The organism is Streptomyces sp. H27-H1 (assembly GCF_026627445.1).
GTDB lineage: Bacteria > Actinomycetota > Actinomycetes > Streptomycetales > Streptomycetaceae > Streptomyces.
On sequence record NZ_JAPNLJ010000031.1, the window covers coordinates 40,436 to 63,125 of the forward strand.

Sequence of the window (22,690 nt, forward strand, 5' to 3'; positions counted from 1 at the left end):
CCCCAAACGCGCGGACGCCCTACCGGCGTGAACCCGCCCGGGTAGCGTTCCCGCATGAGCCCCGAGGACGCGCGCCCCTCCCTGGACCCGCGCGCCTTCTACGACGAACTCGCCGACCGCTACGACCTGCTGTACGCCGACTGGCGAGCGAGCACCGCCCGCCAGGGCCGCGCCCTGGACGCCCTGCTCACCGCCACCCTCGGCCCCGGACCGCACCGGGTCCTCGACAGTGCCTGCGGCATCGGCACCCAGGCACTGGGACTGGCCGCCCTCGGCCACCGGGTCACCGGCACCGACCTGAGCCCCGGCTCCGTCGCCCGCGCCACCCGCTAGGCGGATGCGCGCGGACTCGTCCTGCCCGTGGCGGCCGCCGACATGCGGGCACTGCCCTTCGCCGACGGCTCGTTCGACGCGGTGGTCTGCGCCGACAACGCACTGCCGCACCTGCTGACCGCCACCACCGGGGTACGGGCCGCCCTGGCCGACATGCTGCGGGTCCTGCGCCCCGGCGGCCTGCTGCTCCTGTCCACCCGCCCGTACGGGCAACTGCGCGGAGCCCGGCCACGGAGCGAGGCTCCACACGTGCACACGGGCCCGACGGGCGGACGATCACCTTCCAGCTGTGGCACCGGCACCCCGACGGGACCCGATACGACCTGGAGTTCTTCCAACTGCTGCCCGCCGGGGACACCTGGACGACCCGGGTCGCGCGCACCACGTACTGGGCCGTGGCCGAGGAGGAGACGGCCGCCTTCGCGGCGGCGGTCGGTTTCACCGAGACCGCCTGGCACACCCCGGCGGACACCGGCTTCCACCAGCCGGTGCTCACCGCGCGCCGTCGCTCGACAGGGTGACGGGTGGGGCGGCCGCGCGCTGGACGCTCTGGTCACCCCGGTGCGCGGGGCGCCCCGATTAGGCTCACGGGACATGAGCACAAGTGATCACCGCGACGCCCCCGCCTCCTTCGCCGTCTCCGTGGCGGATCTCCCCGACTCCGAGCTGGAAGCGGACGCTCTCGACCCCGCGCAGATCGTCTCCGGGAATCCCGTCGTCACGGGCAAGGTGCTGTGGGAGGCGCCGGACGGCTCGCAGGTGCGCGGGATCTGGCAGATCACCCCGGGGGTGGTCACCGACACCGAGGCGAACGAGCTGTTCGTGGTGGTCAGCGGTCGCGCCACCATCGAGGTGGAGGGCGGCGGGACCCTGGAGGTCGGCCCCGGCTCCGCATGTGTCCTGCGGGAGGGCGACAAGACCGTCTGGACCGTCCACGAGACGCTCCGCAAGGCCTACCACATCAGCTACTGAGCGCTGCCCCAGGCCGTCTCTTTCGGATCTTGTCGGCCGAGCCCGCGGGGTCTGGTGCCGTGCCTGGCACGGCGGAGGGGCGGTTCGTGTACTGGACGTACTCGGCCGTCCCGACAACGCGGCCAGGTGCGGTGCCAGACTCCGCGGGCCCGGCAAGATCCGAAAGAGCCGGCGCTAGGCCTTCACCGGATGGCGGCGCGAGGTGAACAGTGCGAGCGCCGCCATCGGCAGCAGCAGGGCGGCGGCGACCGCGTTGAGCCAGCCGTAGCCCGCCTGGGACATGACCAGCCCGGCGGCGGCGCCGCCCACCCCGGCGGCCGTGTTCATCGTGAGGTCGCCCAGCCCCTGTACGGCGGCGCGCGCGGGCTGCGGCACCGAGTCGGTCAGCAGCGCCGAGCCGGACACCATGCCGGCGGACCAGCCGAGGCCGAGCAGGAAGAGGCCGGCGGCGCTCTGGGCGTGGTTCCCGCCCGCGGTGCCGGCGAGGAGCGCGGCGATCGACAGCAGCCCCGCCGCGAGGCCGATCACGGACAGCCGGCCGATCCGGTCCGCGAGCCAGCCCATCACCGGCGAGAAGCCGAACATGCCGGCGATGTGCCCGCTGATGACCAGCCCGACGAGCTGGAGTCCGGCTCCGTGGTGGCCCAGGTCCACCGGGGTCATCACCATGATCGACACCATGGTGGTGTGCGACACCGCGATGGTGAGCAGCGCGAGCCGGGCCCGGGGGGAGGCCTTGACGGCCGCGAACCCGGCGCGCAGCGACCGTCCGGCGCGGGTCTGCTCCTCCGGCGGGGCGAGCGCGCGGGCCGTCAGCAGCGGGTCCGGGCGCAGGAGTACGCCGATCAGCGCGGCGGTGAGGAGGAAGACGGCGCCGGCCCAGACGAAGGGCCCCGCCGTCGGGGGTATGGAGGTGCCGGCGAAGCTGCGGCTGGCCGGGGCGGAGAGGTTGGGGCCGAGCACCGCGCCGATGGTGGAGGCCCATACGACGACGGAGATCGCCCGTGCCCGGTGGTCGGGCTCGGCGAGGTCGGCGGCGGCGAAGCGGGCCTGGAGGTTGGCGGAGGAGGCGGCTCCGAAGGCGGCCATGCCGAGCATCAGCAGCGGGAAGCTCTTGATCGAGGCGGCGAGCACGACCAGGGCCGCGCCGGCCGCGCCGATCACGTAGGCGAGGACCAGGCCGGGCCGGCGGCCGCGCGCGGTCATCAGCGCGGCGAGCGGCAGGGAGACCGCGGCGGTGCCGATCACGGAGGCGGTCGAGGCGAAGCCGGAGAGCGACTCGGTGCCGCTGACCTCGGTGGCCAGCACCGGAGCCAGGGCGATGCTGATGGGCACACCGATCCCGCCCAGCACCTGGCCGGCGATCAGCACGCTGGAGGTACGGCGCCGCAGCCGGGGCAGGTCGGCGGGGTCGACCGGCGGTGCGGGCCGGTCGGCGTCGGGTATCGCGGTCACGCGGGACACCCCCGTCGCGGGTGGGTCGAGGGTGCGGAGCCGGATGCGGCGGCAGGAGTGGTCACCGCCGCAGTTTCCCACCCCGCCACCGCCCGGGGGAACCGGATTCGGGTGCCCGCGGAACGGAACCGGACAGCGGGCGCGGGAGGCCCCACCGAGCGGGCCCGCCCGCCCACCGGCCTCGGACCGGACGACAGCGGCGAAACCACCGTCCGGCCGCCGTCCGGCCGCCGCCGGACGGAGTCCGGCGCAGGGGACCGGAGCCGGTGAGGGTCGCCAGGGCCGAGCTGTGCGAGGGGCGCGTGAAGAATGAGGGGCCCGCCAGGGCCGAGGCGTTCGAGGTACGCGTGAAGAGCTAGAACAGCGGCTCGGGGAGTACCCCCTCCAGGGCGAGCAGCCGGCGCTTGGTCTCCACGCCGCCGCCGAAGCCGCCGATGCCCCCGTCGTTCTCCACGACCCGGTGGCAGGCCACCACCAGCGGCAGCGGGTTCGAGCCCATGGCGTTGCCGACGGCCTGGGCCGCGCCCGGGGCTCCGGCCCGCGCGGCCAGCTCGCCGTACCCCACGACCGTCCCGTAGGGCACGGAGCGGTCCAGCTCCAGCAGGACCTGCCGGTTGAATCCGGAGCTGAGCCGCCAGTCCAGCGGCAGCTCGAAGCGGCGCAGTCCGCCGGCGAAGTAGGAGGTCAGCTGGCGTATCGGCTCGGCCAGCAGGACCTCTTCGCCCGGCGGTGGGCGCAGGGCGTCGGCGCCGAGCCGGGAGATCAGCGTGCCGATCATCTTCTCGGCCCGGTCCGGCCCGGCGTGGAACTCCACCCGGACCAGGCCTTCGGGGGTGGCGGCGAGGAGCAGGGGGCCGATGCCGCTGTCAACGACGGTCCATTCGAGGTGCGGCCCGCGGGGCTCAGGAGTGTCCACCCCTTCACGGTACGGCTCCCCACTGACAGGGCCGCTTCCCGCTCGGGTCAGTAGCCGCCGACCGCTTCCCGTACGACGTCGGGCTTGTCGGTGATGATTCCGTCGACGCCCATGTCCTGGACCTTCCGGGCGGTCGCGGCGTCGTCCACGGTCCAGGTGGCCACCTCCAGCGCCTTGCCGTGGGGGCCGGTCAGACCGTGCACCGCGCTGACCCAGTCGCTGTTGATGGTGGTGTGCGCGGGGTTGATCCGGTCGGTGAACTCCGCGTACTGCGGCAGGTCGGCGAGGGCCGGAGTGCCGAGGAAGGCCGTGCTCAGGTCCGGGCGCAGCTCGTGCACGGTGCGCACCGAGGCGGCGCTGAAGCTCTGGATGACCAGGCGGCGGGCCACGCGGTTCTCCTCGAGCCAGCCGGTCTCGCCCAGCACGTCCAGGGTCTGCTGTTCGATCCCCGCGTAGATCTCCGGCCTCTTGATCTCGAGGAGCAGCCGCTGCTGGTTGCGCTGGACCCGGCGCATGTACTCCCGCAGGGTCGGTACGCGGGCGCCCGTGAACTCCTGGCCGAACCAGCTGCCCGCGTCGAGCTGGGCGATCTCCACCGCGGTGAAGTCCTTCACCCGCCAGGGCTTGCGGTCGGGGAACACCTGCTCGACGTCGGTCGTCCGGGCCAGGGTTTCGTCGTGGATCACCACGAGCGTCCCGTCCTTGGTGCGCTGGACGTCGTTCTCCACCCAGTCGAAGCCCATCATCATGGCGAGGTCGATGGCCTCCAGGGTGTTCTCCGGGGCGTACGCCGAAGCCCCCCGGTGGGCGTACACGATCGGGTTGGACAGCCAGTCCGGGCCGGGTGCGGCCGAGGCGGAGCCCGCACCGCACACGGTCAGCGCGAATCCCAGGAATGCGGCGGTGGCCGCGGCGGCGGATCGGACGTACATGCGCGTTCTCCTCGGGTCATGGGCCCTGCTCCTGCCGTCAAACGGGCGCGGAGCGGCATTCGTTGCGGCGATGCACTGGCGGCAGCGCGTTTCCGACGCACTTTCAGGGAGAGCCGCGTACGGCGATCATGGGGTTGGTGATCACCGGGCCGCCACCGAACTACGACAAACGGACCAGGCGCGCGGGTCCCCGCCCGGGGCAGCGGGCGTCGAGTGTCAGTGGGGGGTCGTACGGTTGACCCATGCGGCCCGTATCGAAGATCGAACGCACGGTGGCGCCTTTCGAGGTCGTCAGCTCCTACACGCCCAGCGGCGACCAGCCGGCGGCCATCGCCGAGCTGGAGAAGCGCATCCGTGCAGGTGAGAAGGATGTCGTGCTGCTCGGCGCGACCGGAACCGGCAAGTCGGCGACGACCGCCTGGATGATCGAGAAGCTCCAGCGGCCCACACTGGTGATGGCGCCGAACAAGACGCTCGCCGCCCAGCTGGCGAACGAGTTCCGCGAGCTCCTGCCGAACAACGCCGTCGAGTACTTCGTCTCGTACTACGACTACTACCAGCCCGAGGCCTACGTACCGCAGTCGGACACCTACATCGAGAAGGACTCCTCGATCAACGAGGAGGTGGAGCGGCTGCGCCACTCCGCGACCAATTCCCTCCTCACCCGGCGCGACGTCATCGTCGTCGCCTCCGTGTCCTGCATCTACGGCCTCGGCACCCCGCAGGAGTACGTCGACCGGATGGTCCCCCTCAAGGTCGGCGAGGAGATGGACCGCGACCAGCTGCTGCGCCGCTTCGTCGAGATCCAGTACACGCGCAACGACGTGGCCTTCACCCGGGGCACTTTCAGGGTGCGCGGAGACACCATCGAGATCTTCCCGGTCTACGAGGAACTGGCCGTCCGCATCGAGATGTTCGGGGACGAGATCGAGGCCCTGTCCACCCTGCACCCGCTGACCGGCGAGGTGATCAGCGAGGACCGCGAGCTCTACGTCTTCCCCGCCAGCCACTACGTCGCCGGCCCCGAGCGCATGGAGAAGGCGGTCCGCGGCATCGAGGCCGAGCTGACCGAGCGCCTCGCCGAGCTGGAGAAGCAGGGCAAGATGCTGGAGGCGCAGCGCCTGCGCATGCGCACCACCTACGACCTGGAGATGATGCGCCAGATCGGCTCCTGCTCCGGCATCGAGAACTACTCGCTGCACATGGACGACCGCGAGCGCGGCTCCGCCCCGAACACCCTGATCGACTACTTCCCCGAGGACTTCCTCCTCGTCATCGACGAGTCGCACGTCACCGTGCCCCAGATCGGCGCGATGTACGAGGGCGACGCCTCGCGCAAGCGGACCCTGGTCGACCACGGCTTCCGGCTCCCGTCGGCCCTGGACAACCGGCCGCTGAAGTGGGAGGAGTTCCAGAAGCGGATCGGCCAGACCGTCTACCTGTCGGCCACCCCGGGGAAGTACGAGCTCTCGCGCGGCGACGGCTTCGTCGAGCAGATCATCCGCCCGACCGGACTCATCGACCCGGAGGTCGTGGTCAAGCCCACCGAGGGCCAGATCGACGACCTGGTGCACGAGATCCGCCAGCGGGTGGAGAAGGACGAGCGGGTCCTGGTCACCACTCTCACCAAGAAGATGGCCGAGGACCTCACCGACTACTTCCTGGAGCTCGGCATCCAGGTCCGCTACCTGCACAGCGACGTCGACACCCTGCGCCGCATCGAGCTGCTGCGCGAGCTGCGGGCGGGCGAATACGACGTCCTGGTCGGCATCAACCTGCTGCGCGAGGGCCTCGACCTGCCCGAGGTGTCGCTGGTGGCCATCCTCGACGCCGACAAGCAGGGATTCCTGCGGTCGGGGACCTCGCTGATCCAGACCATCGGCCGCGCGGCGCGCAACGTCTCCGGCCAGGTCCACATGTACGCGGACAGCATCACCCCGGCGATGGCGCAGGCGATCGACGAGACGAACCGGCGCCGCGAGAGGCAGGTCGCGTACAACACGGCCCACGGGATCGACCCGCAGCCGCTGCGCAAGAAGATCAACGACATCGTGGCCACGATCGCCCGGGAGGAGCTCGACACCGAGCAGCTGCTGGGCACCGGGTACCGGCAGACGAAGGACGGCAAGGCCCTCAAGGCACCCGTCCCGGCGCTGGGCGGGAAGGCTGCGACCGCCGCGTCGGGCGGCAAGGCCGGAGCCAGGGGCCAGAAGGGCCCCGTGGTGGCGACCGACCGTCCCGCCGCCGAACTGGCCGCACTCATCGAGCAGATGACCGAGCGGATGCGGGGCGCCGCGGCGGAGCTGCAGTTCGAGGTCGCGGCCCGGATCCGGGACGAGGTCGGCGAGCTGAAGAAGGAGCTGCGACAGATGAAGGAAGCGGGCCTCGCCTGACCCGGGGCCGGTCAGTAGGGTTGGCACAGCCGCAGGTACACGCTGCGCACCCCCATCGGGGGAGGGCTATGGAGAGGGGACAGCGCGTGACGGTCAACATGACCAAGGGTCAGGCCATCAATCTGCAGAAGGCGGACGGAGGCACGCTGACCGCGGTCAGGATGGGCCTCGGCTGGCAGGCCGCCAAGCGCCGGGGGCTGTTCGGCTCGCGGACCCGGGAGATCGACCTCGACGCGTCGGCGGTGCTCTTCGCCGACAAGCAGCCCGTGGACGTCGTATTCTTCCGCCACCTGCAGAGCGACGACGGCTCGGTCAAGCACACCGGCGACAACCTCGTCGGCGGTGTCGGCCAGGGCGGGGACGACGAGTCGATCCTCGTCGACCTGCAGCGCGTGCCGGTGCACATCGACCAGATCGTCTTCACGGTGAACTCCTTCACCGGCCAGACGTTCCAGGAGGTCGAGAACGCCTTCTGCCGCATCGTCGACGAGACTAACGGGCAGGAGCTGGCCCGCTACACCCTGGACGGGGGCGGCCAGTACACCGCTCAGATCATGGCGAAGGTGTCGCGCGTCGGTGCGGGCTGGCAGATGACGGCCCTCGGGAACCCGGCCAACGGCCGTACCTTCCAGGACCTGATGCCGGCGATCCTGCCGCACCTGTAAGCAGGACCGGCAGTACGGCACAACAGCACAGCACGACCGGGCCCGATCGAGGGCCCGGCGGAAGAACGGGTACGGGGGAGGGGCTGCACGATGACGGCCGAACTGGTCCGGGGGCAGAACCACCCCCTGTCCCGGAGCCGGGTGGAGATCAGGGTCTCGGCGGGCACGCCCGTGCTCGCCCTGGCCCAGCTCGGCGACGAAGCGGGCCGGCTCGCCGGCCCCGGTGCGGTCGCCCACCCGGGCGCCCGCACCGTGCCCGGGCTGGAAGTGCCCGGCGCGGCCTCGGGGCAGCACCGCATAGCGGTCGACCTCGACGCGGTCGCACCGGCCGTCCACCGGGTCGGCTTCGTCCTGGTCCTGCCGCCCGGCGGCCCGGGGCACTTCGGCGCGGTCCCCGCCTCCTACGTGTGCGTGGCCGACCCGGAGGGCGCGGAGCTCGCCGGGTACACCCTGACCGGACTGGAGTCGGAGACCGCCGTCGTGGCCCTGGAGCTGTACCGGCGCCAGGGAGCCTGGAAGGTGCGCGCCGTCGGCCAGGGGTACGCCGACGGCCTCGGCGCGCTCCTGGCCGACGCCGGACTGACCGCACCGGCCGCCGCGGAGCTGGCCGCAGGCGCGCTGGGGACGGCGCCGGCCGGGGACATCACCCTGGCCGTCATGCCCGGCGGGCCGCCCCCGACCGTGCCGCGCGGCCTCCGGGCCCCGGCCCCGCAGGGTGTCCCGCCGTCGGCCGTCCCCACGCCACCGGAGCCCCTCCCGGTCTCCGGAGCCCCGTACGCCGGTACGCCGGGCACGGACACCCCGAGCTCCCCGCCCACCATCAGCTACGCCCACCCGCGCCGCCGCACCAGCACCGAGCCGCCCGAACCCGCCCCGCGCCCGGCAGCGCCGCCGCGGCCCGGCGAGCCGCCGCGCCCCGTCGCCGGGGACGCCGGCGGCTGGTCCATGGAGGAGCGGCTCTACAACCAGGTCTGGGGCATGTTCGAGGATCTGGCCCGCTCCGTCGCCGCCTACCGCGGCGCCGTCGAGTTCGCCGACTCCCGGATGGACCGGGAGCTCGACGAGGCGCTGTCCGACCCCCGCCACCGGCTCGGCGGCTCCGCGAACATCGCCCGGGACGCCGCCCGAACCCACCGCGAGGAACTGGTCGCGCGGGCGCAGGAAGCGCTCGACCGGGACCTGGTCCAGCTCGCCGCCGAGTCCGAGGTGGTCGAGCCCGCGCTGCCCGCCGCGTATGCCCGCTGGGACAACCCGGTCTGGCAGGCGCACTCCGTGCCCGCCGAAGCCCCGCTGGCCCTGCGCCTGGGCGACCTCCACCTGCCCGAGCAGCCCGGCCTGCGCATCCCCATGCTGGTCCGGGTCCCGCTGGAGCGCGGCCTGTGGATAGACAACGGCCGTACCGGCTCCGAGGCGGCCATGGCGATGGACACCGACCGGCTGCGCCGGGCCGCCATGGACATGGCCGTCGCGTACGCGGGGCGCATGCTGGCCGTCCACCCCGCCCACCGGTTCGCCGTCCACGTCATCGACGCGGCCGGCGCCGGAGCCGCCTCGCTGGCCCCGCTGGTGCGCGCCGGGGTCCTGGCCGGGGCGCCCGCCGCCGGGGCCGCGGGGGTCACCGAGACCCTGGAGCGGCTGACCCGTCGGGTGGACCTCGTACAGATGGCGGTGCGGGCCGGGGCCCCGGAGGACCTGCCGCCGGATGTGGACACCTCCGACCAGCTGCTGATCGTGCACGATTTCCCGCACGGGTTCGACGATCGTGCCGTCACCCGTTTGCGCTACCTCGCCGACGAGGGGCCGGCGGTCGGCGTGCACCTGCTGATGGTCGCGGACCGTGACGAGGCTTCGGCCTACGGGCCGCTGCTGGACCCGCTGTGGCGCTCGCTCATGCGGCTGTCGCCCGTGCCGGACAACCACCTCGCCGACCCCTGGGTGCATCACGCCTGGATCTTCGAGCCGGACCTGCCCCCGCAGGGCAGCCGGGTCCTTGACCAGGCATTGGAGCGGGTCGCGGCGGCCCGGGGCGGCGCACGGTAGCCCGGGTCCGGGCGGTCGGCAGCCCGCCCGGATGACTGCCCGCTGACCAACCCTTGGCATTCCCTTTACCTTGGGCGCCTCTGGCGGGTACCCTGGTGAGTGCGGAGGGGAGTATTCCTGCTTTCCTGCTACGGCGTGCCCGTCAATACGGACTGCAATCGGTCCCGGGGCGTCGGCCCGTGGCCTCCTGGCCGTCCGGGTGGAAGAGACCTCCGGCAGCGATGACGCTGACAAAGTTCTGAGCCATCTGCCGGAGGCGTGTTAATAGTGGACGTTTCGTTGACCCTCTGGGTGCTGACCATTCTCGGTCTGAGCATCCTCATCGGCGCCGATTTCTTCATCGGCCGCAAGCCGCACGACGTCTCCATGAAGGAAGCCGGGATCTGGACGGTCGTCTGGATCGTCCTCGCCGGCCTCTTCGGCTTGGGCCTGCTGGTGTTCGGGCACGGCCAGGCCTCGCAGGAGTTCTTCGCCGGTTTCATCACCGAGAAGTCCCTGAGCGTGGACAACCTCTTCGTCTTCGTCCTGATCATGGCGAAGTTCGCGGTCCCCTCACAGCTCCAGCAGCGCGTGCTGCTGATCGGCGTGCTGATCGCCCTCGTCCTGCGCGCCATCTTCATCGCCGCCGGCGCCGCGATCATCACGAACTTCTCGTGGGTCTTCTACATCTTCGGCGCGTTCCTCATCTACACCGCGTGGAAGCTGATCCAGGAAGCCCGCAAGGACGAGGAGGAAGAGGAGTTCGAGGAGAACCGCCTCCTGAAGTCCATCGAGAAGAAGTTCGGCGTCGCCGACCGCTACCACGGCACCAAGCTCTTCATCCAGAGCAACGGCAAGCGCATCCTGACCCCGCTGATGGTCGTCATGCTCGCCATCGGCACCACCGACGTGCTGTTCGCCCTGGACTCGATCCCCGCGATCTTCGGCCTCACGCAGGATCCGTACATCGTCTTCACCGCCAACGCCTTCGCCCTGATGGGTCTGCGCCAGCTGTACTTCCTCATCGGCGGCCTGCTCAAGAAGCTGGTCCACCTCAGCTACGGCCTCTCCGTCATCCTCGGCTTCATCGGCATCAAGCTCGTCCTGCACGCCCTGCACGAGTCGGGCCTGCACGTCCCGCAGATCTCCATCCCGGTCTCCCTGGGCGTCATCTGCGGTGTCCTGGTGATCACCACGATCACCAGCCTGATCGCCTCGAAGAAGCAGGCCGAGGCCGAGGCCGCGGCCGGCCCGGAGCACATCGACGCCTGATCCTTCGTCGCGCGACCGGGGTGGCCCGGGCCTAGGCTGGTGAGTCCGCTTGGTCGCCGTACGACAGGAGGCCCTGTAATGAGGCCGTACCGCATGCGTATGCGCCGGGCCTGCGTGGCCGTCTCGGCCGCAGGCCTACTCATCGCCCCGGTCGCCGCGGGTTCCGCGTACGGGGCCACCGCCCCGGCGCCGTCCGTGTCCGCCGCTCCGTCCCCGGACGGCGACACGGGCTTCCCACAGCTCACCCCGGCCGTCGCGGCCCGACTGGACGCGGCCGTGCGCCAGGTCATGGACCAGGCCAAGGTGCCCGGCGTGACCGTGGGCCTGTGGGCCCCGGGCAAGGGCAGTTACGTGAAGTCCTTCGGCGTGGCCGACAAGGCGACCGGTGCGCCGATGACGCCCGACCTCGGTGTGCGCATCGGCAGCGAGACCAAGACGTTCACGGTCACCGCGCTCCTGCAACTGGTCGACCAGGGCAAGCTCGCCCTGGACGACCCGATCGGCAAGTACATCAGCGGAGTGCCGAACGGGGACCGCATCACCCTGCGCGAACTGGCGGGCATGCGCAGCGGGCTCTTCAACTACAGCGAGGACCCGGGCTTCGGCGCGAAGATCGCCTCCACCTTCACGCCGCAGCAGCTGCTGGCCATGTCCTTCAAGCATCCGGTGAACTTCGCGCCGGGTGCGGAGTTCGAGTACTCCAACACCAATCTGATCCTGCTCGGCCTGCTGGTGGAGAAGATGACCGGCCGGCCGCTCCAGGAAGTCATCGACCAGGACGTCGTGAAGGCCGCCGGGCTGAGCGACCGCACCCTCTTCCCGGTCGGGACGCAGTTCCCCGAGCCGCACGCGCACGGCTACACCACCGATCTGCCCGGCGGCAAGCTCGTGGACGCGACCGACTTCAATCCCTCCTGGGCCTGGGCCGCCGGAGCCATGGTCTCCGACCTCCAGGACCTGCGCAGTTGGGCGAAGACCCTTGCCACCGGCACGCTGCTGACCCCCGCGACCCAGGCCGAGCGCCTGAAGACCCAGCCGATCGGCATCATCCCCGGCGCCGCCTACGGGCTCGGCATCTTCAACGTCCAGGGATGGATCGGCCACAACGGATCACTGCCCGGGTACGAGACCCTGACCGTCTACCTGCCGCAGGAGCAGGCGACCATGGTCGTCGTGCTCAACACCGACGACACGTACGAGGGCCAGGAACCCAGCACGCTCTTCGGCGAGGCGATCACCGGCATCGTGACCCCCGACCACGTGTACCCCGGCCACAAGCCGGTCGCGCCCAAGAGCAGCTGAGCGGCTGCACGGTTATACGGGGGCGGCCGCTCCGGCCGCCTCCGTCTCCTTGTCCGTCTCCTTGTCCGCGCCCGGCGCGCCCGTCCGCTGCCGTACGACCGTCGGGTTCGTCTCCGGCAGCAGCGCGAAGCAGGCCAGCGAGACCAGGGCGATCGCCGTCAGGTACACGGCAACAGCCCACGGCGGCCCGGAGCCGTCCGCCAGGGCCGTCGCCACGATCGGGGTCAGCGCCCCGCCCAGGACACCGCCGAGGTTGTAGCCGACGGCCGCGCCCGTGCAGCGGATCCGCGGGGGGTACAGCTCGGGCAGGTACGCGCCCACCACCGCGAACATCGTCACCATGCCGAACAGGGCGCCGACCAGCCCCAGGGTCATCAGCGGCGGGTCCGCGGTGCGCAGCAGCGCCACGAACGGGAACATCCACAGCGCGGACGCCGTGCAGCCCGCCAGGCACAGCGGGCGCCGGCCGTAGCGGTCGCCGAGCACCGCGATCACCGGGGTGGCCAGTCCCTTGAGGGCGACGGCCACCATGATGCAGGCCAGCATCACGGAGCGGTGCACGCCGAGGTGCTCGGTGGCGTACGCGAGGGACCAGGTGGTGACCGCGTAGAAGACCGCGTAGCCCACGGCCAGGGCCCCGCCGGTCAGCAGGAGCAGGCGCCAGTGGCCCCGTAGGACCTCGGCCAGTGGGGCGTCGGCCCGGTGGCCGGTCTCGGCCAGCGCGCGGAACGGCGGGGTCTCCTCCACCGAGCGGCGCAGCCACAGCCCGGTCAGGGCCAGCAGCCCGGCCACCCAGAACGGCACCCGCCAGCCCCACGCGGCGAACTGTCCGTCGGACAGCGCGCTCGACAGGACCAGCATCAGGCCGTTGGCCAGTAGGAACCCGACCGCCGGACCCATCTGCGGGAAGCTCGACCACAGCCCGCGCCGCTGCTCGGGGGCGTGCTCGGCGGTCAGCAGTACCGCGCCGCCCCACTCCCCGCCGAGGCCGAGGCCCTGGAGGAAGCGCAGCAGGACCAGCAGGATCGGCGCGGCCATCCCGATGGAGGCGTACGAGGGCACGCAGCCCACCGCCACCGTGGCCAGGCCGGTGAGCAGCAGGGAGGCGAGCAGCACCGGGCGGCGGCCGTACCGGTCGCCGATGTGGCCGAAGACGGCGGAGCCGAGCGGGCGGGCGAGGAAGCCGACGCCGAAGGTGCCGAAGGCGGCGAGGGTTCCGGCGAGCGGGGAGAAGGAGGGGAAGAAGAGCGGGCCGAGCACCAGGGCCGCGGCGGTGCCGTAGGCGAAGAAGTCGTAGAACTCGATGGCGGTGCCGGCGAGGGAGGCCGAGGCGATCCGGAGCATCGAGGGGTGCGGTGCGTCGGCCGGGACGGCCTGGGTGGGGGGAGCCGGGGAGGGGTCTTGTTGCATGGTGCAGCAATTACCCCGCCCCGCCCCCTCAGGACGTGCGTTCGGCTGTCAATGACCGGAAGGAAGTGCGGTCCGGCGTGAGGTTGACGGGTTGCCCCGCCGCCCCGCCGTCCCGCCGCGCAGCCGTCCGGGCCGGGTACTACCAGCCGCGCTCGCGCCATTCGGCGAGGTGGGGCCGCTCGGCGCCGAGCGTGGTGTCGTTGCCGTGGCCGGGGTAGACCCAGGTCTCGTCCGGCAGCCGGTCGAAGAGCTTGTGCTCGACGTCGTCGACGAGCTGGGCGAAGGCCTTCGGGTCGCCCGAGGTGTTGCCGACGCCGCCCGGGAAGAGGCAGTCGCCGGTGAACACGTGCGGGTGGCCGTGCGGGTCGTCGTAGACCAGCGCGATCGAGCCGGGGGTGTGGCCGACCAGGTGGCGGGCGGTCAGTGTGACCCGTCCGACCGTGATCGTGTCCCCGTCCGCGACGAGCACGTCGGTCGCGACCGGGATGCCCTCCGCGTCGTGGGCGCCCGCGTACGTCCGCGCGCCGGTCGCCCGGACCACGTCCGCCAGTGCGCCCCAGTGGTCGCCGTGCTGGTGCGTGGTGACCACGGAGGCGATGCCGCCGTCGCCGATCAGGCTCAGCAGGGTCGCCGGCTCCGCGGCCGCGTCGATCAGCAGCTGCTCGTCGGTGGACCGGCAGCGCAGCAGATAGGCGTTGTTGTTCATGCCGCCCACCGCGACTTTGGAAATCATCAGGTCCGAGAGTTCGTGCACGTCGGCCGGACCGCCGACCTTGACCGCTCCGCTGTACGTCATACCGGCAATCCTAGAGCGGGGGGAGGCCGGGCAGGCCGTCGCCGGCCAGGACTGCGAGGTGAGCGCCCTGGAGGCCGCGCCCGGCGAGCCAGCCGAGGAGTTCGTCCGCGGGGCCCTCCAGGACGACCGGAGTGCCCTCCGTGCCGCCGGTGTGCCATTCCCGGTCCGTCGCGGACCGCCGCAGTGTGACCGGCGGCACCTCCGGGCGGCCCGACCAGCGGGCGGCGAGGAAGGAGATCTCCCGCTCGCTGAAGTCGTCCGAGAGGTCGGAGAGCTCGTATCCGATGTTCAGGTCGACGTGGTGCAGCTCGACCTCGATCAGGCGGCGGAAGGGCACCCGGGCCGCGGTGTCGGTGACCCCGTTGCGCAGTTCCACGGTGCGGGTCCAGTCCTGCGGGCGCTCGGCCACGGCCTGCCAGCGGTCCCCGGAATTCCGGACGTCTTCGAGCTGTTCCAGCAGGGGACGCCCCGCATCGCGCTCGATGTCGGATTCCCGGGAGGTGGCACTCTCGTACATCGGGCGGCCCTCGAACACCTCGACCAGTGCGTCCGCGTTGCGGGCGAGGTGCGCCAGGACGTGGCCGCGGGTCCAGCCGGGGAGATGTGACTCTTCGGCCAGGGCCCCGTTGTCCAGCTTTGCCGCCGCGGCCAGCAGCCGCTCCGTGGCCTCACGTACCGAGCGCAGGTCGTCCACATGATCAATCATGCGGCCGAGCCTAGTGGTTGAAGGCTTCCGGCCACACGATCGGGTGAAGCCGGTGCCGGAGTGCCAGAAATCGAATGCACGTGCTATACGCTCGGAGTCCAGTCTCCAAGTCCACCGCGGAGCCGCCCCCCAATACCCTGGACCGGGGGCCAGTGCCCCCGCTCTCTCAAGAAAGGTGCGGACCGGCGTGACCGACCGTCTCATCGTTCGTGGCGCTCGCGAGCACAACCTCAAGAACGTCTCTCTTGACCTGCCGCGCGACTCGCTCATCGTCTTCACCGGACTCTCCGGTTCGGGCAAGTCCTCCCTGGCCTTCGACACGATCTTCGCCGAGGGTCAGCGCCGCTACGTCGAGTCGCTCTCGTCGTACGCCCGCCAGTTCCTCGGGCAGATGGACAAGCCCGACGTCGACTTCATCGAGGGCCTCTCCCCGGCCGTCTCCATCGACCAGAAGTCCACCTCGCGCAATCCGCGCTCCACCGTCGGCACGATCACCGAGGTCTACGACTACCTCCGCCTGCTCTTCGCCCGCATCGGCAAGCCCCACTGCCCCGAGTGCCGCCGGCCGATCTCGCGGCAGTCGCCACAGGCGATCGTCGACAAGGTGCTCGCGCTGCCCGAGGGCAGCCGCTTCCAGGTGCTCTCGCCGCTGGTGCGCGAGCGCAAGGGCGAGTTCGTCGACCTCTTCGCCGACCTCCAGACCAAGGGCTACAGCCGCGCCCGGGTGGACGGGGAGACGATCCAGCTCTCCGAACCGCCCACGCTGAAGAAGCAGGAGAAGCACACCATCGAGGTGGTCATCGACCGCCTCACCGTCAAGGACAGCGCCAAGCGCCGGCTGACGGACTCCGTGGAGACCGCCCTCGGGCTGTCGAGCGGCATGGTGATCCTGGACTTCGTCGACCTCGCGGAGGACGACCCCGAGCGCGAGCGGATGTACTCCGAGCACCTCTACTGCCCGTACGACGACCTGTCCTTCGAGGAGCTGGAGCCGCGCTCCTTCTCCTTCAACTCGCCCTTCGGCGCCTGCCCCGAGTGCACCGGCATCGGTACGCGCATGGAGGTGGACCCGGAGCTGATCATTCCGGACGAGGACAAGTCCCTGGACGAGGGCGCGGTCTCGCCGTGGTCGCTCGGCCACACCAAGGACTACTTCCAGCGACTGGTCGGCGCGCTCGCCGAGGAGCTCGGCTTCCGCACCGACATCGCGTGGGCCGGGCTTCCGCTGCGGGCGAAGAAGGCCCTGCTGTACGGCCACAAGACGCAGATCGAGGTCCGCTACCGCAACCGGTACGGGCGCGAGCGCGCCTACACCACGGCCTTCGAGGGCGCGGTGCCGTTCGTGAAGCGGCGCCACTCGGAGTCCGAGAGCGACGCCAGCCGCGAGCGCTTCGAGGGCTACATGCGCGAGGTGCCCTGTCCCACCTGCCAGGGCACCCGGCTCAAGCCGATCGTGCTCGCGGTAACGGTGATGGACCGCTCCATCGCCGAGGTCGCCGCGATGTCGATCAGCGAGTGCGCGGACTTCCTGGGGCGGATGAAGCTCGACGCCCGTGACAAGAAGATCGCCGAGCGGGTCCTGAAGGAGGTCAACGAGCGGCTCCGCTTCCTCGTCGACGTCGGCCTGGACTACCTCTCCCTCAACCGCGCCGCCGGCACGCTCTCGGGCGGCGAGGCCCAGCGCATCCGCCTCGCCACGCAGATCGGCTCCGGCCTCGTGGGCGTGCTCTACGTCCTGGACGAGCCCTCCATCGGCCTGCACCAGCGGGACAACCACCGGTTGATCGAGACGCTGGTACGACTGCGGGACATGGGCAACACGCTCATCGTCGTCGAGCACGACGAGGACACCATCAAGGTGGCCGACTGGGTCGTGGACATCGGCCCCGGCGCCGGCGAGCACGGCGGCAAGGTCGTCCACAGCGGCTCGTTGAAGGAGCTGCTGAAGAACCCCGAGTCGATCACCGGCCAGTACCTGTCGGGCAAGCGGTCCATCCCGCTCCCGGACGTACGCCGCCCCGTGGACCCGTCGCGCAAGCTCACGGTCCACGGCGCCAAGGAGAACAACCTGCAGGACATCGACGTGTCCTTCCCGCTGGGCGTGCTCACGGCGGTGACGGGCGTATCGGGCTCCGGCAAGTCGACGCTGGTCAACGACATCCTGTACACGCACCTGGCGCGCGAGCTCAACGGCGCGCGCTCGGTTCCGGGGCGGCACACGCGGGTGGACGGCGACGACCTCGTCGACAAGGTCGTGCACGTCGACCAGTCGCCGATCGGCCGGACCCCCCGGTCCAACCCGGCCACGTACACCGGTGTCTTCGACCACGTCCGCAAGCTGTTCGCGGAGACGATGGAGGCGAAGGTGCGCGGCTACCTGCCGGGCCGCTTCTCCTTCAACGTGAAGGGCGGCCGGTGCGAGAACTGCTCCGGCGACGGCACGATCAAGATCGAGATGAACTTCCTGCCGGACGTGTACGTCCCGTGCGAGGTCTGTCACGGCGACCGGTACAACCGGGAGACGCTGGAAGTCCACTACAAGGGCAAGTCCATCGCCGAGGTCCTGAACATGCCGATCGAGGAGGCCGCCGGGTTCTTCGAGGCGGTTCCGACGATCTCGCGGCACCTGAAGACGCTGAACGAGGTGGGGCTGGGGTACGTGCGGCTCGGCCAGTCGGCGCCGACGCTGTCGGGCGGTGAGGCGCAGCGCGTCAAGCTGGCCTCGGAGCTCCAGAAGCGGTCGACCGGGCGGACGGTGTACGTCCTGGACGAGCCGACGACGGGTCTGCACTTCGAGGACATCTCGAAGCTGATCAAGGTGCTGTCGGGGCTCGTGGACAAGGGGAACTCGGTGATCGTCATCGAGCACAACCTCGATGTCATCAAGACCGCGGACTGGGTCGTGGACATGGGCCCGGAGGGCGGTTACGGAGGCGGCCTCGTCGTCGCGGAGGGCACGCCGGAGCAGGTCGCCTCGGTGGGTGCGAGCCACACGGGCAAGTTCCTGCGGGACATCCTGGGCGCGGACCGGATCTCCGACGCGGAGCCGGTCGCCCGGCCGGCGGCGAAGAAGACGGCCGCGCGGAAGAAGGCGGCGGCCCCGGCCAAGAAGGCGGCGGCCCCGGCAGCCGCGAAGAAGGCCACGAGGGCCCGCAAGGCGTAGCCCTCGACCGGCGGGGCTGGACTTTCCAGCCTCGCCGGCGTTCGAGGCGCGCGGGGTCCGGGCCGGAGCCCCAGGGGCTCGGGCGCAGCCTCGGGTCGGCGCCGGCATGACGGCCGTCGGCCGTGAGGCTGGCCGGCCGCTAGTCGTTGAGCTCGGACGCGTACGGGGGCTCCGCGCCTGCGCGGGTGCAGGTCAGGGCGGCCGCCGCGGCGGCGTAGGACAGGGTTTCGGGCCAGTCCGCAGGGCCGGCCGAGAGACGGTGGAGCAGGGCCGCGTTCACGGTGTCGCCCGCGCCGATGGTGTCCACCACCGAGACCTGGTGTGCGGGCACCGAGTGCTCCGCTCCCTCCCGCGTCCACACCGTGAGGCCACCGGCCCCCCGGGTGAGCACCACCGCCGAGGGCCCCGCCGCCAGCCAGTCGCCGACACGGCCGCCCAGCCACGCCGCGTCCTCCTCCGACAGCTTCAGCACGCCGACGTACGGCAGCCAGGACAGGAAGCGGGCCCGGTAGGCCGCCGGGTCGGCGATCAGCGCCGGGCGGATGTTGGGATCGAGCAGGGTCAGCAGCCCGCGCCCGGACTCCCGGCGGAGCAGGGCCTCGTAGGCGCCGGCCCCGGGCTCCAGCACCAGGGAACAGGTGCCGAGCGCGAGGGCCCGTACCCCCTCGGGCAGCGCGGGCGGCAGCCGGAACAGCCGGTCGGCCGTGCCCTCGACGTAGAAGCCGTACGCCGCCGAGCCGTCCGGGGCCAGCGAGGGCACCGCCAGCGTGGTCGGCTCCGGTCCGCGCTGGACCAGCGAGAGGTCCACTCCGGCCGCGCGCAGCCCGGCGAGCAGCGAGACGCCGAAGCCGTCCGTCGAGATCCGCGAGCAGAAGGCGACCCGCGCGCCGAGCCGGCCCAGCGCGAGCGCGGTGTTGTACGGTCCGCCGCCCGGCCGGGGCAGCAGTGCGCCCGGCGGCTGCGCGACGGGCACCAGGTCGATCAGGGCTTCTCCACCGACGACGATCACGCGGGGGAAGCTACCCCATCGGGCGGCGGTATCGTCGGGTGGGCCCGCCCGGGCCCGGCCCGGGCGAGCCCAGCCGCATCCTCACTCCGGGAGAACCGCATGTCCGCGTCGCAGTCCACCCCCTCGCTTCGCTGGGAGGTGCCCCCGGCCCGCCGTACCGTCCTCAAGGGCGCCGCCGCGATCGTCGGAGCCGCCGCCGGCGGTGTGGCGCTCACGGCCTGCTCCACCGGGACCGGCAGCGGCGCCGGCTCCCCGGCGGTTCCCACCGAGCCCGTAGAGCTGGGCGCGGCGTCGGAGGTGCCCGTCGGCGGCGCGAAGCTGTTCCGGGAGAAGAAGCTCGTGGTCAGCTGCGCGGAGGCGGGTCAGTACAAGGCCTTCAGCGCCCAGTGCACCCATGCGGGCTGCGTCCTGGACAAGATCGTCGAGGGTGAGGGGAACTGCCCCTGCCACGGCAGTCGCTTCGACGTGACCACGGGCAAGGTGCTGCGCGGCCCGGCCTCCGACCCGCTGCCGGAGGTCCCGGTGCGGGCCGAGGGCGGCAAGCTCATCGCCGGCTGACGGCGTAGCCGCTCCGGCGCTCACTCCCAGTCCCAGCCGATCCCCAGGATCCCGCGCCGCACCCCCTGTTCCACCAGGTGCACGGCCCGGTGCGGTCCGCTCGGGGTGAGGTCCGCGAGCCGCCCGCGCGGTGCGTCCGGCCCGCTGCGCGTGAAGCGGCGGCAGCGCACCGGCAGCGCCGCCTCGTCGAAGCGGACCTGGAGCACGTACTGCCCGCCCGTGTAGCTGAAGCCGCGCACGTACTCGGCGCTGCGCCCGGCGGTGCCGTCCTCGAAGCCGTAGCCGAAGACGTAGGTGTCCCCGGCGCGCAGCCGGGCGTCGAAGAGCAGCTCGGCGACGACGAGCTCGGCTTCGGGGTGGCGGCGGATCCGCCCGGTCCGGCAGTTCTCGTCGGCCCGTACGCGGATCCGCTCCGGGTCGCAGCCCGGGTCCCCGTGGTGGACGGCGATGTACCGGTCGACCCCGTCGCGGTGGGCCCGTACGACGTGCTGCGATTCGCGGCCGAGCAGCTCCCCGGCGGGCCCGATCCGCACCCGCTCGTGGTGGCCGACGGTGTGCAGGCCGCCGTCGGCGGGCAGTTCCATGCCGGCCAGCAGGGTTTCCACGGCCGCGCCCACGCTGAACAGGGCGCGGTACGAACGGGCGGGCGGCCGGGCCGTCCCGGGTCCGGCGGGATCCGGTGCGGCCAGCAGCCGCAGCAGGGCGCCCTCGGGCAGTTCCAGAATCTGCTCCAGGGCCCGTACGGCTTTGAGTGACTCGGGGCGGCGCGGCCGTCGGGCGCCCTGCTGCCAGTAGCTGAGGCTGGTCACCCCGAGCTTGATGCCGCGGGCGGCGAGCCGGTGCTGCACCCGGTGCAGGGGCAGGCCGCGGGCGGTGAGGGCGGCGCGGAGCGCGAGGTGGAAGGGACCTTCGCGCAGCAGCTGCGGGAGGTCCAGGGCGCTGTCGGAGCGGGCGCTGTCCGAGTGGGGGCCGTCCGAGGCGGCGTTGGCCGAGAAGGTGCCGTTCGCGCTGGACCGCATGGCGGCTCCTCCTGTGAACGTTCACGCGGCGGGGTGCGGGCGCTGCGGCGGGTGACGCCCCTGGTCCGGGTGGGTCCAGGTGGGTCCGGGTGGGGTGACGGCAGACGTTCACACTCTGGCCCCACCGTTCACACCGCGATGTCACGCCGTATTGAAGCGTGTTGACCTGTTCCCGACAACACCTGATGCTCCTCCACAGCGTCCGGACGCGCTCCTCCACCCCCACTCCCCACCTCGGGAGGAACGCGATGCGCCATCAGAACCGGCGGCTCACCCTCGCCGCCTTCATCACCGCCCTGCTCCTCGCCCTGCCCACCGGTACCGTCACCGCCGCCGATGCCGCCGCCGGTACGGGCACCACCACCACTGCCACCACCGCGACCACCGCCGCCACCGGGAACACCACAGCCCTGGCGTCGAAGCGGCTGAACATCACCATGCAGGCGCAACAGAAGACCAACTGGTGCTGGGCCGCCGCGGGCAACACCATCGCCACCTGGTTCGGCCGCAGCTACAGCCAGAACCAGTTCTGCAACGCCGCCTTCAACCGCCAGCAGGGCTACGACTGCCCCAACAACCAGGCGAACCTGGCCAATGTGCAGACCGGCCTGCGCTGGGCCGGCATCAGCTCCGGCTCCTACGTGACCGGCTGGCTCCAGTACTCCACCGTCCAGACCGAGATCAACGCCAACCGCCCCGTCGAGACCCGCATCCAGTGGTCCAACGGCGGTGGCCACATGCACGTGATCTACGGCTACGACACCGCGAACAGCTGGGTGTACTGGGGAGACCCGTGGCCCTCCAGCGATCGCTACAACTGGGCTTCGCACGCCTGGTACGTGGACAACAGCACCTTCTCCTGGACCCACTCGCTCTACCGGATCGGGGCGTGACCTCATGAATCCTCGCCTCGCCGTGGCGGCCGTCGCCGCCACCGCCGTACTGGCCCTGGCCCCCAACCAGGCATCAGCGGCGCCGGTTCCACAGCCCCAGAACGCCACCGCCGAGAACCTGGCGGCCGCCGGACGGACGGCCGCGGCCCCCGACACGCTCGCCACCCTGTCCCGCTTCTTCGCCCGCGAGGGCAAGGTCTCGCTCACCGCCGCGCAGCCCCGTATCGAGGGCGAGACGGTGCCCGTGCACTACCTCTCACCGGAGTTCGTCGCGGGGAAGGCGGGCGCGAGCGTGGCCCGGCTGGAGTTCCTCGCCAGCAAGGCCGTCTCCTCGGACGGCCAGCAGGCCGCCCTGTGGACCGCGAAGACGCGAGCGGGCTGGCAGGTGGTGAACATCGCCACCGGCGACGACGAGTTCCGCTACGCACGGCTCGGCTCGGCGAAACTCCCCGGCGGCACGGTGTTCCGCGAACCGCAGATCGACGCCTGGTACGTGGCCGGCGGCCAGCGGGTGCTGCCCCTGGACGAGGACGCGGCGGCGGCCGTCGGCGCACAGGGCACCAGCCTCGCCGCCTACCGGGCGCGGGTCGTGAAGGCCTACGGCGACAAGCTGCCCGGGTCCGCCTACGGCAAGTCCGGGAACGCCGGTGGCTTCGCCCCCACGGAAGCCACGGCCGCCGACACCGCCCGCGACACGGCCGCCTCCGCCTCCGCGTCCCGGCCGGGCTCTCCCTTCGCAGGACTCCCGACGGCCGTCGGGGCCCTGGCCCTGGCGCTGGGCGCGGCCGGCGCGGTGGCCGCGCGGCGCGCCCGGCGGCAGCGGGTGGTGCGGGCGTAGCCACCCGAGGGGCCCGGCCGCCCGGTCGCCTGCCGGGCG

18 protein-coding genes and 1 pseudogene are annotated in these 22,690 nt (G+C 71.9%); 11 read left to right on the top strand and 8 right to left on the bottom strand.

What is annotated here, in order from left to right; genetic code table 11:
* Nucleotides 1-54: 54 nt before the first annotated feature.
* Nucleotides 55-854: pseudogene (locus OTB20_RS28180) on the top strand (class I SAM-dependent methyltransferase).
* A 73-nt stretch (nucleotides 855-927) separates the two neighbouring features.
* Nucleotides 928-1,305, top strand: a complete 378-nt coding sequence (locus OTB20_RS28185; protein WP_267754933.1) for a cupin domain-containing protein — start codon at nucleotides 928-930, stop codon at nucleotides 1,303-1,305.
* A gap of 174 nt (nucleotides 1,306-1,479) precedes the next feature.
* On the opposite strand, the gene OTB20_RS28190 is transcribed toward OTB20_RS28185, so the two are convergent.
* From OTB20_RS28190 to OTB20_RS28200, 3 genes are all read right to left on the bottom strand, one after another.
* Nucleotides 1,480-2,769, bottom strand: a complete 1,290-nt coding sequence (locus OTB20_RS28190; protein ID WP_420716504.1) for an MFS transporter — start codon at nucleotides 2,767-2,769, stop codon at nucleotides 1,480-1,482.
* Nucleotides 2,770-3,115: 346 nt separating this feature from the next.
* On the bottom strand, nucleotides 3,116-3,676 hold the full coding sequence (locus OTB20_RS28195; RefSeq protein ID WP_267821690.1) for a methylated-DNA--[protein]-cysteine S-methyltransferase: 561 nt from the start codon (nucleotides 3,674-3,676) through the stop codon (nucleotides 3,116-3,118).
* A 47-nt stretch (nucleotides 3,677-3,723) separates the two neighbouring features.
* On the bottom strand, nucleotides 3,724-4,608 hold the full coding sequence (locus OTB20_RS28200) for a glycerophosphodiester phosphodiesterase (protein ID WP_267821691.1): 885 nt from the start codon (nucleotides 4,606-4,608) through the stop codon (nucleotides 3,724-3,726).
* A gap of 242 nt (nucleotides 4,609-4,850) precedes the next feature.
* On the opposite strand from OTB20_RS28200, the gene uvrB reads away from it, so the two are divergent.
* The 5 genes from uvrB (at nucleotide 4,851) to OTB20_RS28225 (ending at nucleotide 12,259) form a co-directional block, all read left to right on the top strand.
* Nucleotides 4,851-7,001: an excinuclease ABC subunit UvrB gene (gene uvrB / locus OTB20_RS28205; RefSeq protein ID WP_267752244.1), complete on the top strand. Its 2,151-nt coding sequence runs from the start codon at nucleotides 4,851-4,853 to the stop codon at nucleotides 6,999-7,001.
* A gap of 86 nt (nucleotides 7,002-7,087) precedes the next feature.
* Nucleotides 7,088-7,666 (top strand): TerD family protein, encoded by a 579-nt coding sequence (locus OTB20_RS28210; RefSeq protein WP_267821693.1) that lies wholly within the window; start codon nucleotides 7,088-7,090, stop codon nucleotides 7,664-7,666.
* 90 nt (nucleotides 7,667-7,756) lie between these two features.
* Nucleotides 7,757-9,706, top strand: coding sequence for a TerD family protein (locus tag OTB20_RS28215; protein WP_267821695.1), 1,950 nt, complete (start codon nucleotides 7,757-7,759; stop codon nucleotides 9,704-9,706).
* 267 nt (nucleotides 9,707-9,973) lie between these two features.
* Entirely contained in the window at nucleotides 9,974-10,957 is a 984-nt protein-coding gene (locus tag OTB20_RS28220; RefSeq protein ID WP_267821696.1) for a TerC/Alx family metal homeostasis membrane protein, read from the top strand.
* A 93-nt stretch (nucleotides 10,958-11,050) separates the two neighbouring features.
* Nucleotides 11,051-12,259, top strand: coding sequence for a serine hydrolase domain-containing protein (locus OTB20_RS28225; protein ID WP_267821697.1), 1,209 nt, complete (start codon nucleotides 11,051-11,053; stop codon nucleotides 12,257-12,259).
* A gap of 12 nt (nucleotides 12,260-12,271) precedes the next feature.
* Here OTB20_RS28225 and OTB20_RS28230 read toward each other — a convergent pair whose 3' ends face one another.
* The 3 genes from OTB20_RS28230 to OTB20_RS28240 all read right to left on the bottom strand — a co-directional run bounded on the left by OTB20_RS28230 (nucleotide 12,272) and on the right by OTB20_RS28240 (nucleotide 15,171).
* Nucleotides 12,272-13,603, bottom strand: coding sequence for an MFS transporter (locus OTB20_RS28230; RefSeq protein ID WP_267821756.1), 1,332 nt, complete (start codon nucleotides 13,601-13,603; stop codon nucleotides 12,272-12,274).
* Between the two features lie 205 nt (nucleotides 13,604-13,808).
* The gene (locus tag OTB20_RS28235) at nucleotides 13,809-14,465 is read right to left on the bottom strand and encodes an MBL fold metallo-hydrolase (RefSeq protein WP_267821699.1); all 657 of its coding nucleotides are present in this window, start codon (nucleotides 14,463-14,465) and stop codon (nucleotides 13,809-13,811) included.
* Nucleotides 14,466-14,475: 10 nt separating this feature from the next.
* Nucleotides 14,476-15,171: a maleylpyruvate isomerase family mycothiol-dependent enzyme gene (locus OTB20_RS28240; RefSeq protein ID WP_267821701.1), complete on the bottom strand. Its 696-nt coding sequence runs from the start codon at nucleotides 15,169-15,171 to the stop codon at nucleotides 14,476-14,478.
* Nucleotides 15,172-15,358: 187 nt separating this feature from the next.
* On the opposite strand from OTB20_RS28240, the gene uvrA reads away from it, so the two are divergent.
* Nucleotides 15,359-18,334, top strand: a complete 2,976-nt coding sequence (gene uvrA / locus OTB20_RS28245) for an excinuclease ABC subunit UvrA (protein WP_267821703.1) — start codon at nucleotides 15,359-15,361, stop codon at nucleotides 18,332-18,334.
* A 139-nt stretch (nucleotides 18,335-18,473) separates the two neighbouring features.
* Here uvrA and OTB20_RS28250 read toward each other — a convergent pair whose 3' ends face one another.
* Nucleotides 18,474-19,343: a carbohydrate kinase family protein gene (locus OTB20_RS28250; RefSeq protein ID WP_267821705.1), complete on the bottom strand. Its 870-nt coding sequence runs from the start codon at nucleotides 19,341-19,343 to the stop codon at nucleotides 18,474-18,476.
* Nucleotides 19,344-19,442: 99 nt separating this feature from the next.
* Between OTB20_RS28250 and OTB20_RS28255 the strand changes: the two genes are divergently transcribed.
* Nucleotides 19,443-19,901 carry a Rieske (2Fe-2S) protein gene (locus OTB20_RS28255; RefSeq protein ID WP_267821707.1) on the top strand — a complete coding sequence of 153 codons (459 nt, stop codon included), beginning with the start codon at nucleotides 19,443-19,445 and terminating at the stop codon, nucleotides 19,899-19,901.
* A gap of 20 nt (nucleotides 19,902-19,921) precedes the next feature.
* Here the strand turns inward: OTB20_RS28255 and OTB20_RS28260 are convergent, their stop codons facing one another.
* Complete coding sequence (locus OTB20_RS28260) at nucleotides 19,922-20,920, bottom strand: hypothetical protein (protein WP_267821709.1); 999 nt, start codon at nucleotides 20,918-20,920, stop codon at nucleotides 19,922-19,924.
* A gap of 248 nt (nucleotides 20,921-21,168) precedes the next feature.
* Here OTB20_RS28260 and OTB20_RS28265 point away from each other — a divergent pair, with 248 nt between their 5' ends.
* Nucleotides 21,169-21,813, top strand: coding sequence for a papain-like cysteine protease family protein (locus OTB20_RS28265; protein ID WP_267821711.1), 645 nt, complete (start codon nucleotides 21,169-21,171; stop codon nucleotides 21,811-21,813).
* Between the two features lie 4 nt (nucleotides 21,814-21,817).
* Nucleotides 21,818-22,651, top strand: coding sequence for a hypothetical protein (locus OTB20_RS28270; protein ID WP_267821713.1), 834 nt, complete (start codon nucleotides 21,818-21,820; stop codon nucleotides 22,649-22,651).
* Nucleotides 22,652-22,690: the final 39 nt, after the last annotated feature.

Bases quoted from the DNA above. Each gene is read 5' to 3' on its own strand.
- OTB20_RS28270 (WP_267821713.1), top strand. From the start codon at position 21,818: ATGAATCCTCGCCTCGCCGTGGCGGCCGTCGCCGCCACCGCCGTACTG.
- OTB20_RS28265 (WP_267821711.1), top strand. From the start codon at position 21,169: ATGCGCCATCAGAACCGGCGGCTCACCCTCGCCGCCTTCATCACCGCC.
- OTB20_RS28235 (WP_267821699.1), bottom strand. From the start codon at position 14,465: ATGACGTACAGCGGAGCGGTCAAGGTCGGCGGTCCGGCCGACGTGCAC.
- uvrB (WP_267752244.1), top strand. From the start codon at position 4,851: ATGCGGCCCGTATCGAAGATCGAACGCACGGTGGCGCCTTTCGAGGTC.
- OTB20_RS28260 (WP_267821709.1), bottom strand. From the start codon at position 20,920: ATGCGGTCCAGCGCGAACGGCACCTTCTCGGCCAACGCCGCCTCGGAC.
- OTB20_RS28225 (WP_267821697.1), top strand. From the start codon at position 11,051: ATGCGTATGCGCCGGGCCTGCGTGGCCGTCTCGGCCGCAGGCCTACTC.
- OTB20_RS28255 (WP_267821707.1), top strand. From the start codon at position 19,443: ATGTCCGCGTCGCAGTCCACCCCCTCGCTTCGCTGGGAGGTGCCCCCG.
- OTB20_RS28230 (WP_267821756.1), bottom strand. From the start codon at position 13,603: ATGCTCCGGATCGCCTCGGCCTCCCTCGCCGGCACCGCCATCGAGTTC.
- OTB20_RS28240 (WP_267821701.1), bottom strand. From the start codon at position 15,171: ATGATTGATCATGTGGACGACCTGCGCTCGGTACGTGAGGCCACGGAG.
- OTB20_RS28215 (WP_267821695.1), top strand. From the start codon at position 7,757: ATGACGGCCGAACTGGTCCGGGGGCAGAACCACCCCCTGTCCCGGAGC.
- OTB20_RS28185 (WP_267754933.1), top strand. From the start codon at position 928: ATGAGCACAAGTGATCACCGCGACGCCCCCGCCTCCTTCGCCGTCTCC.
- OTB20_RS28200 (WP_267821691.1), bottom strand. From the start codon at position 4,608: ATGTACGTCCGATCCGCCGCCGCGGCCACCGCCGCATTCCTGGGATTC.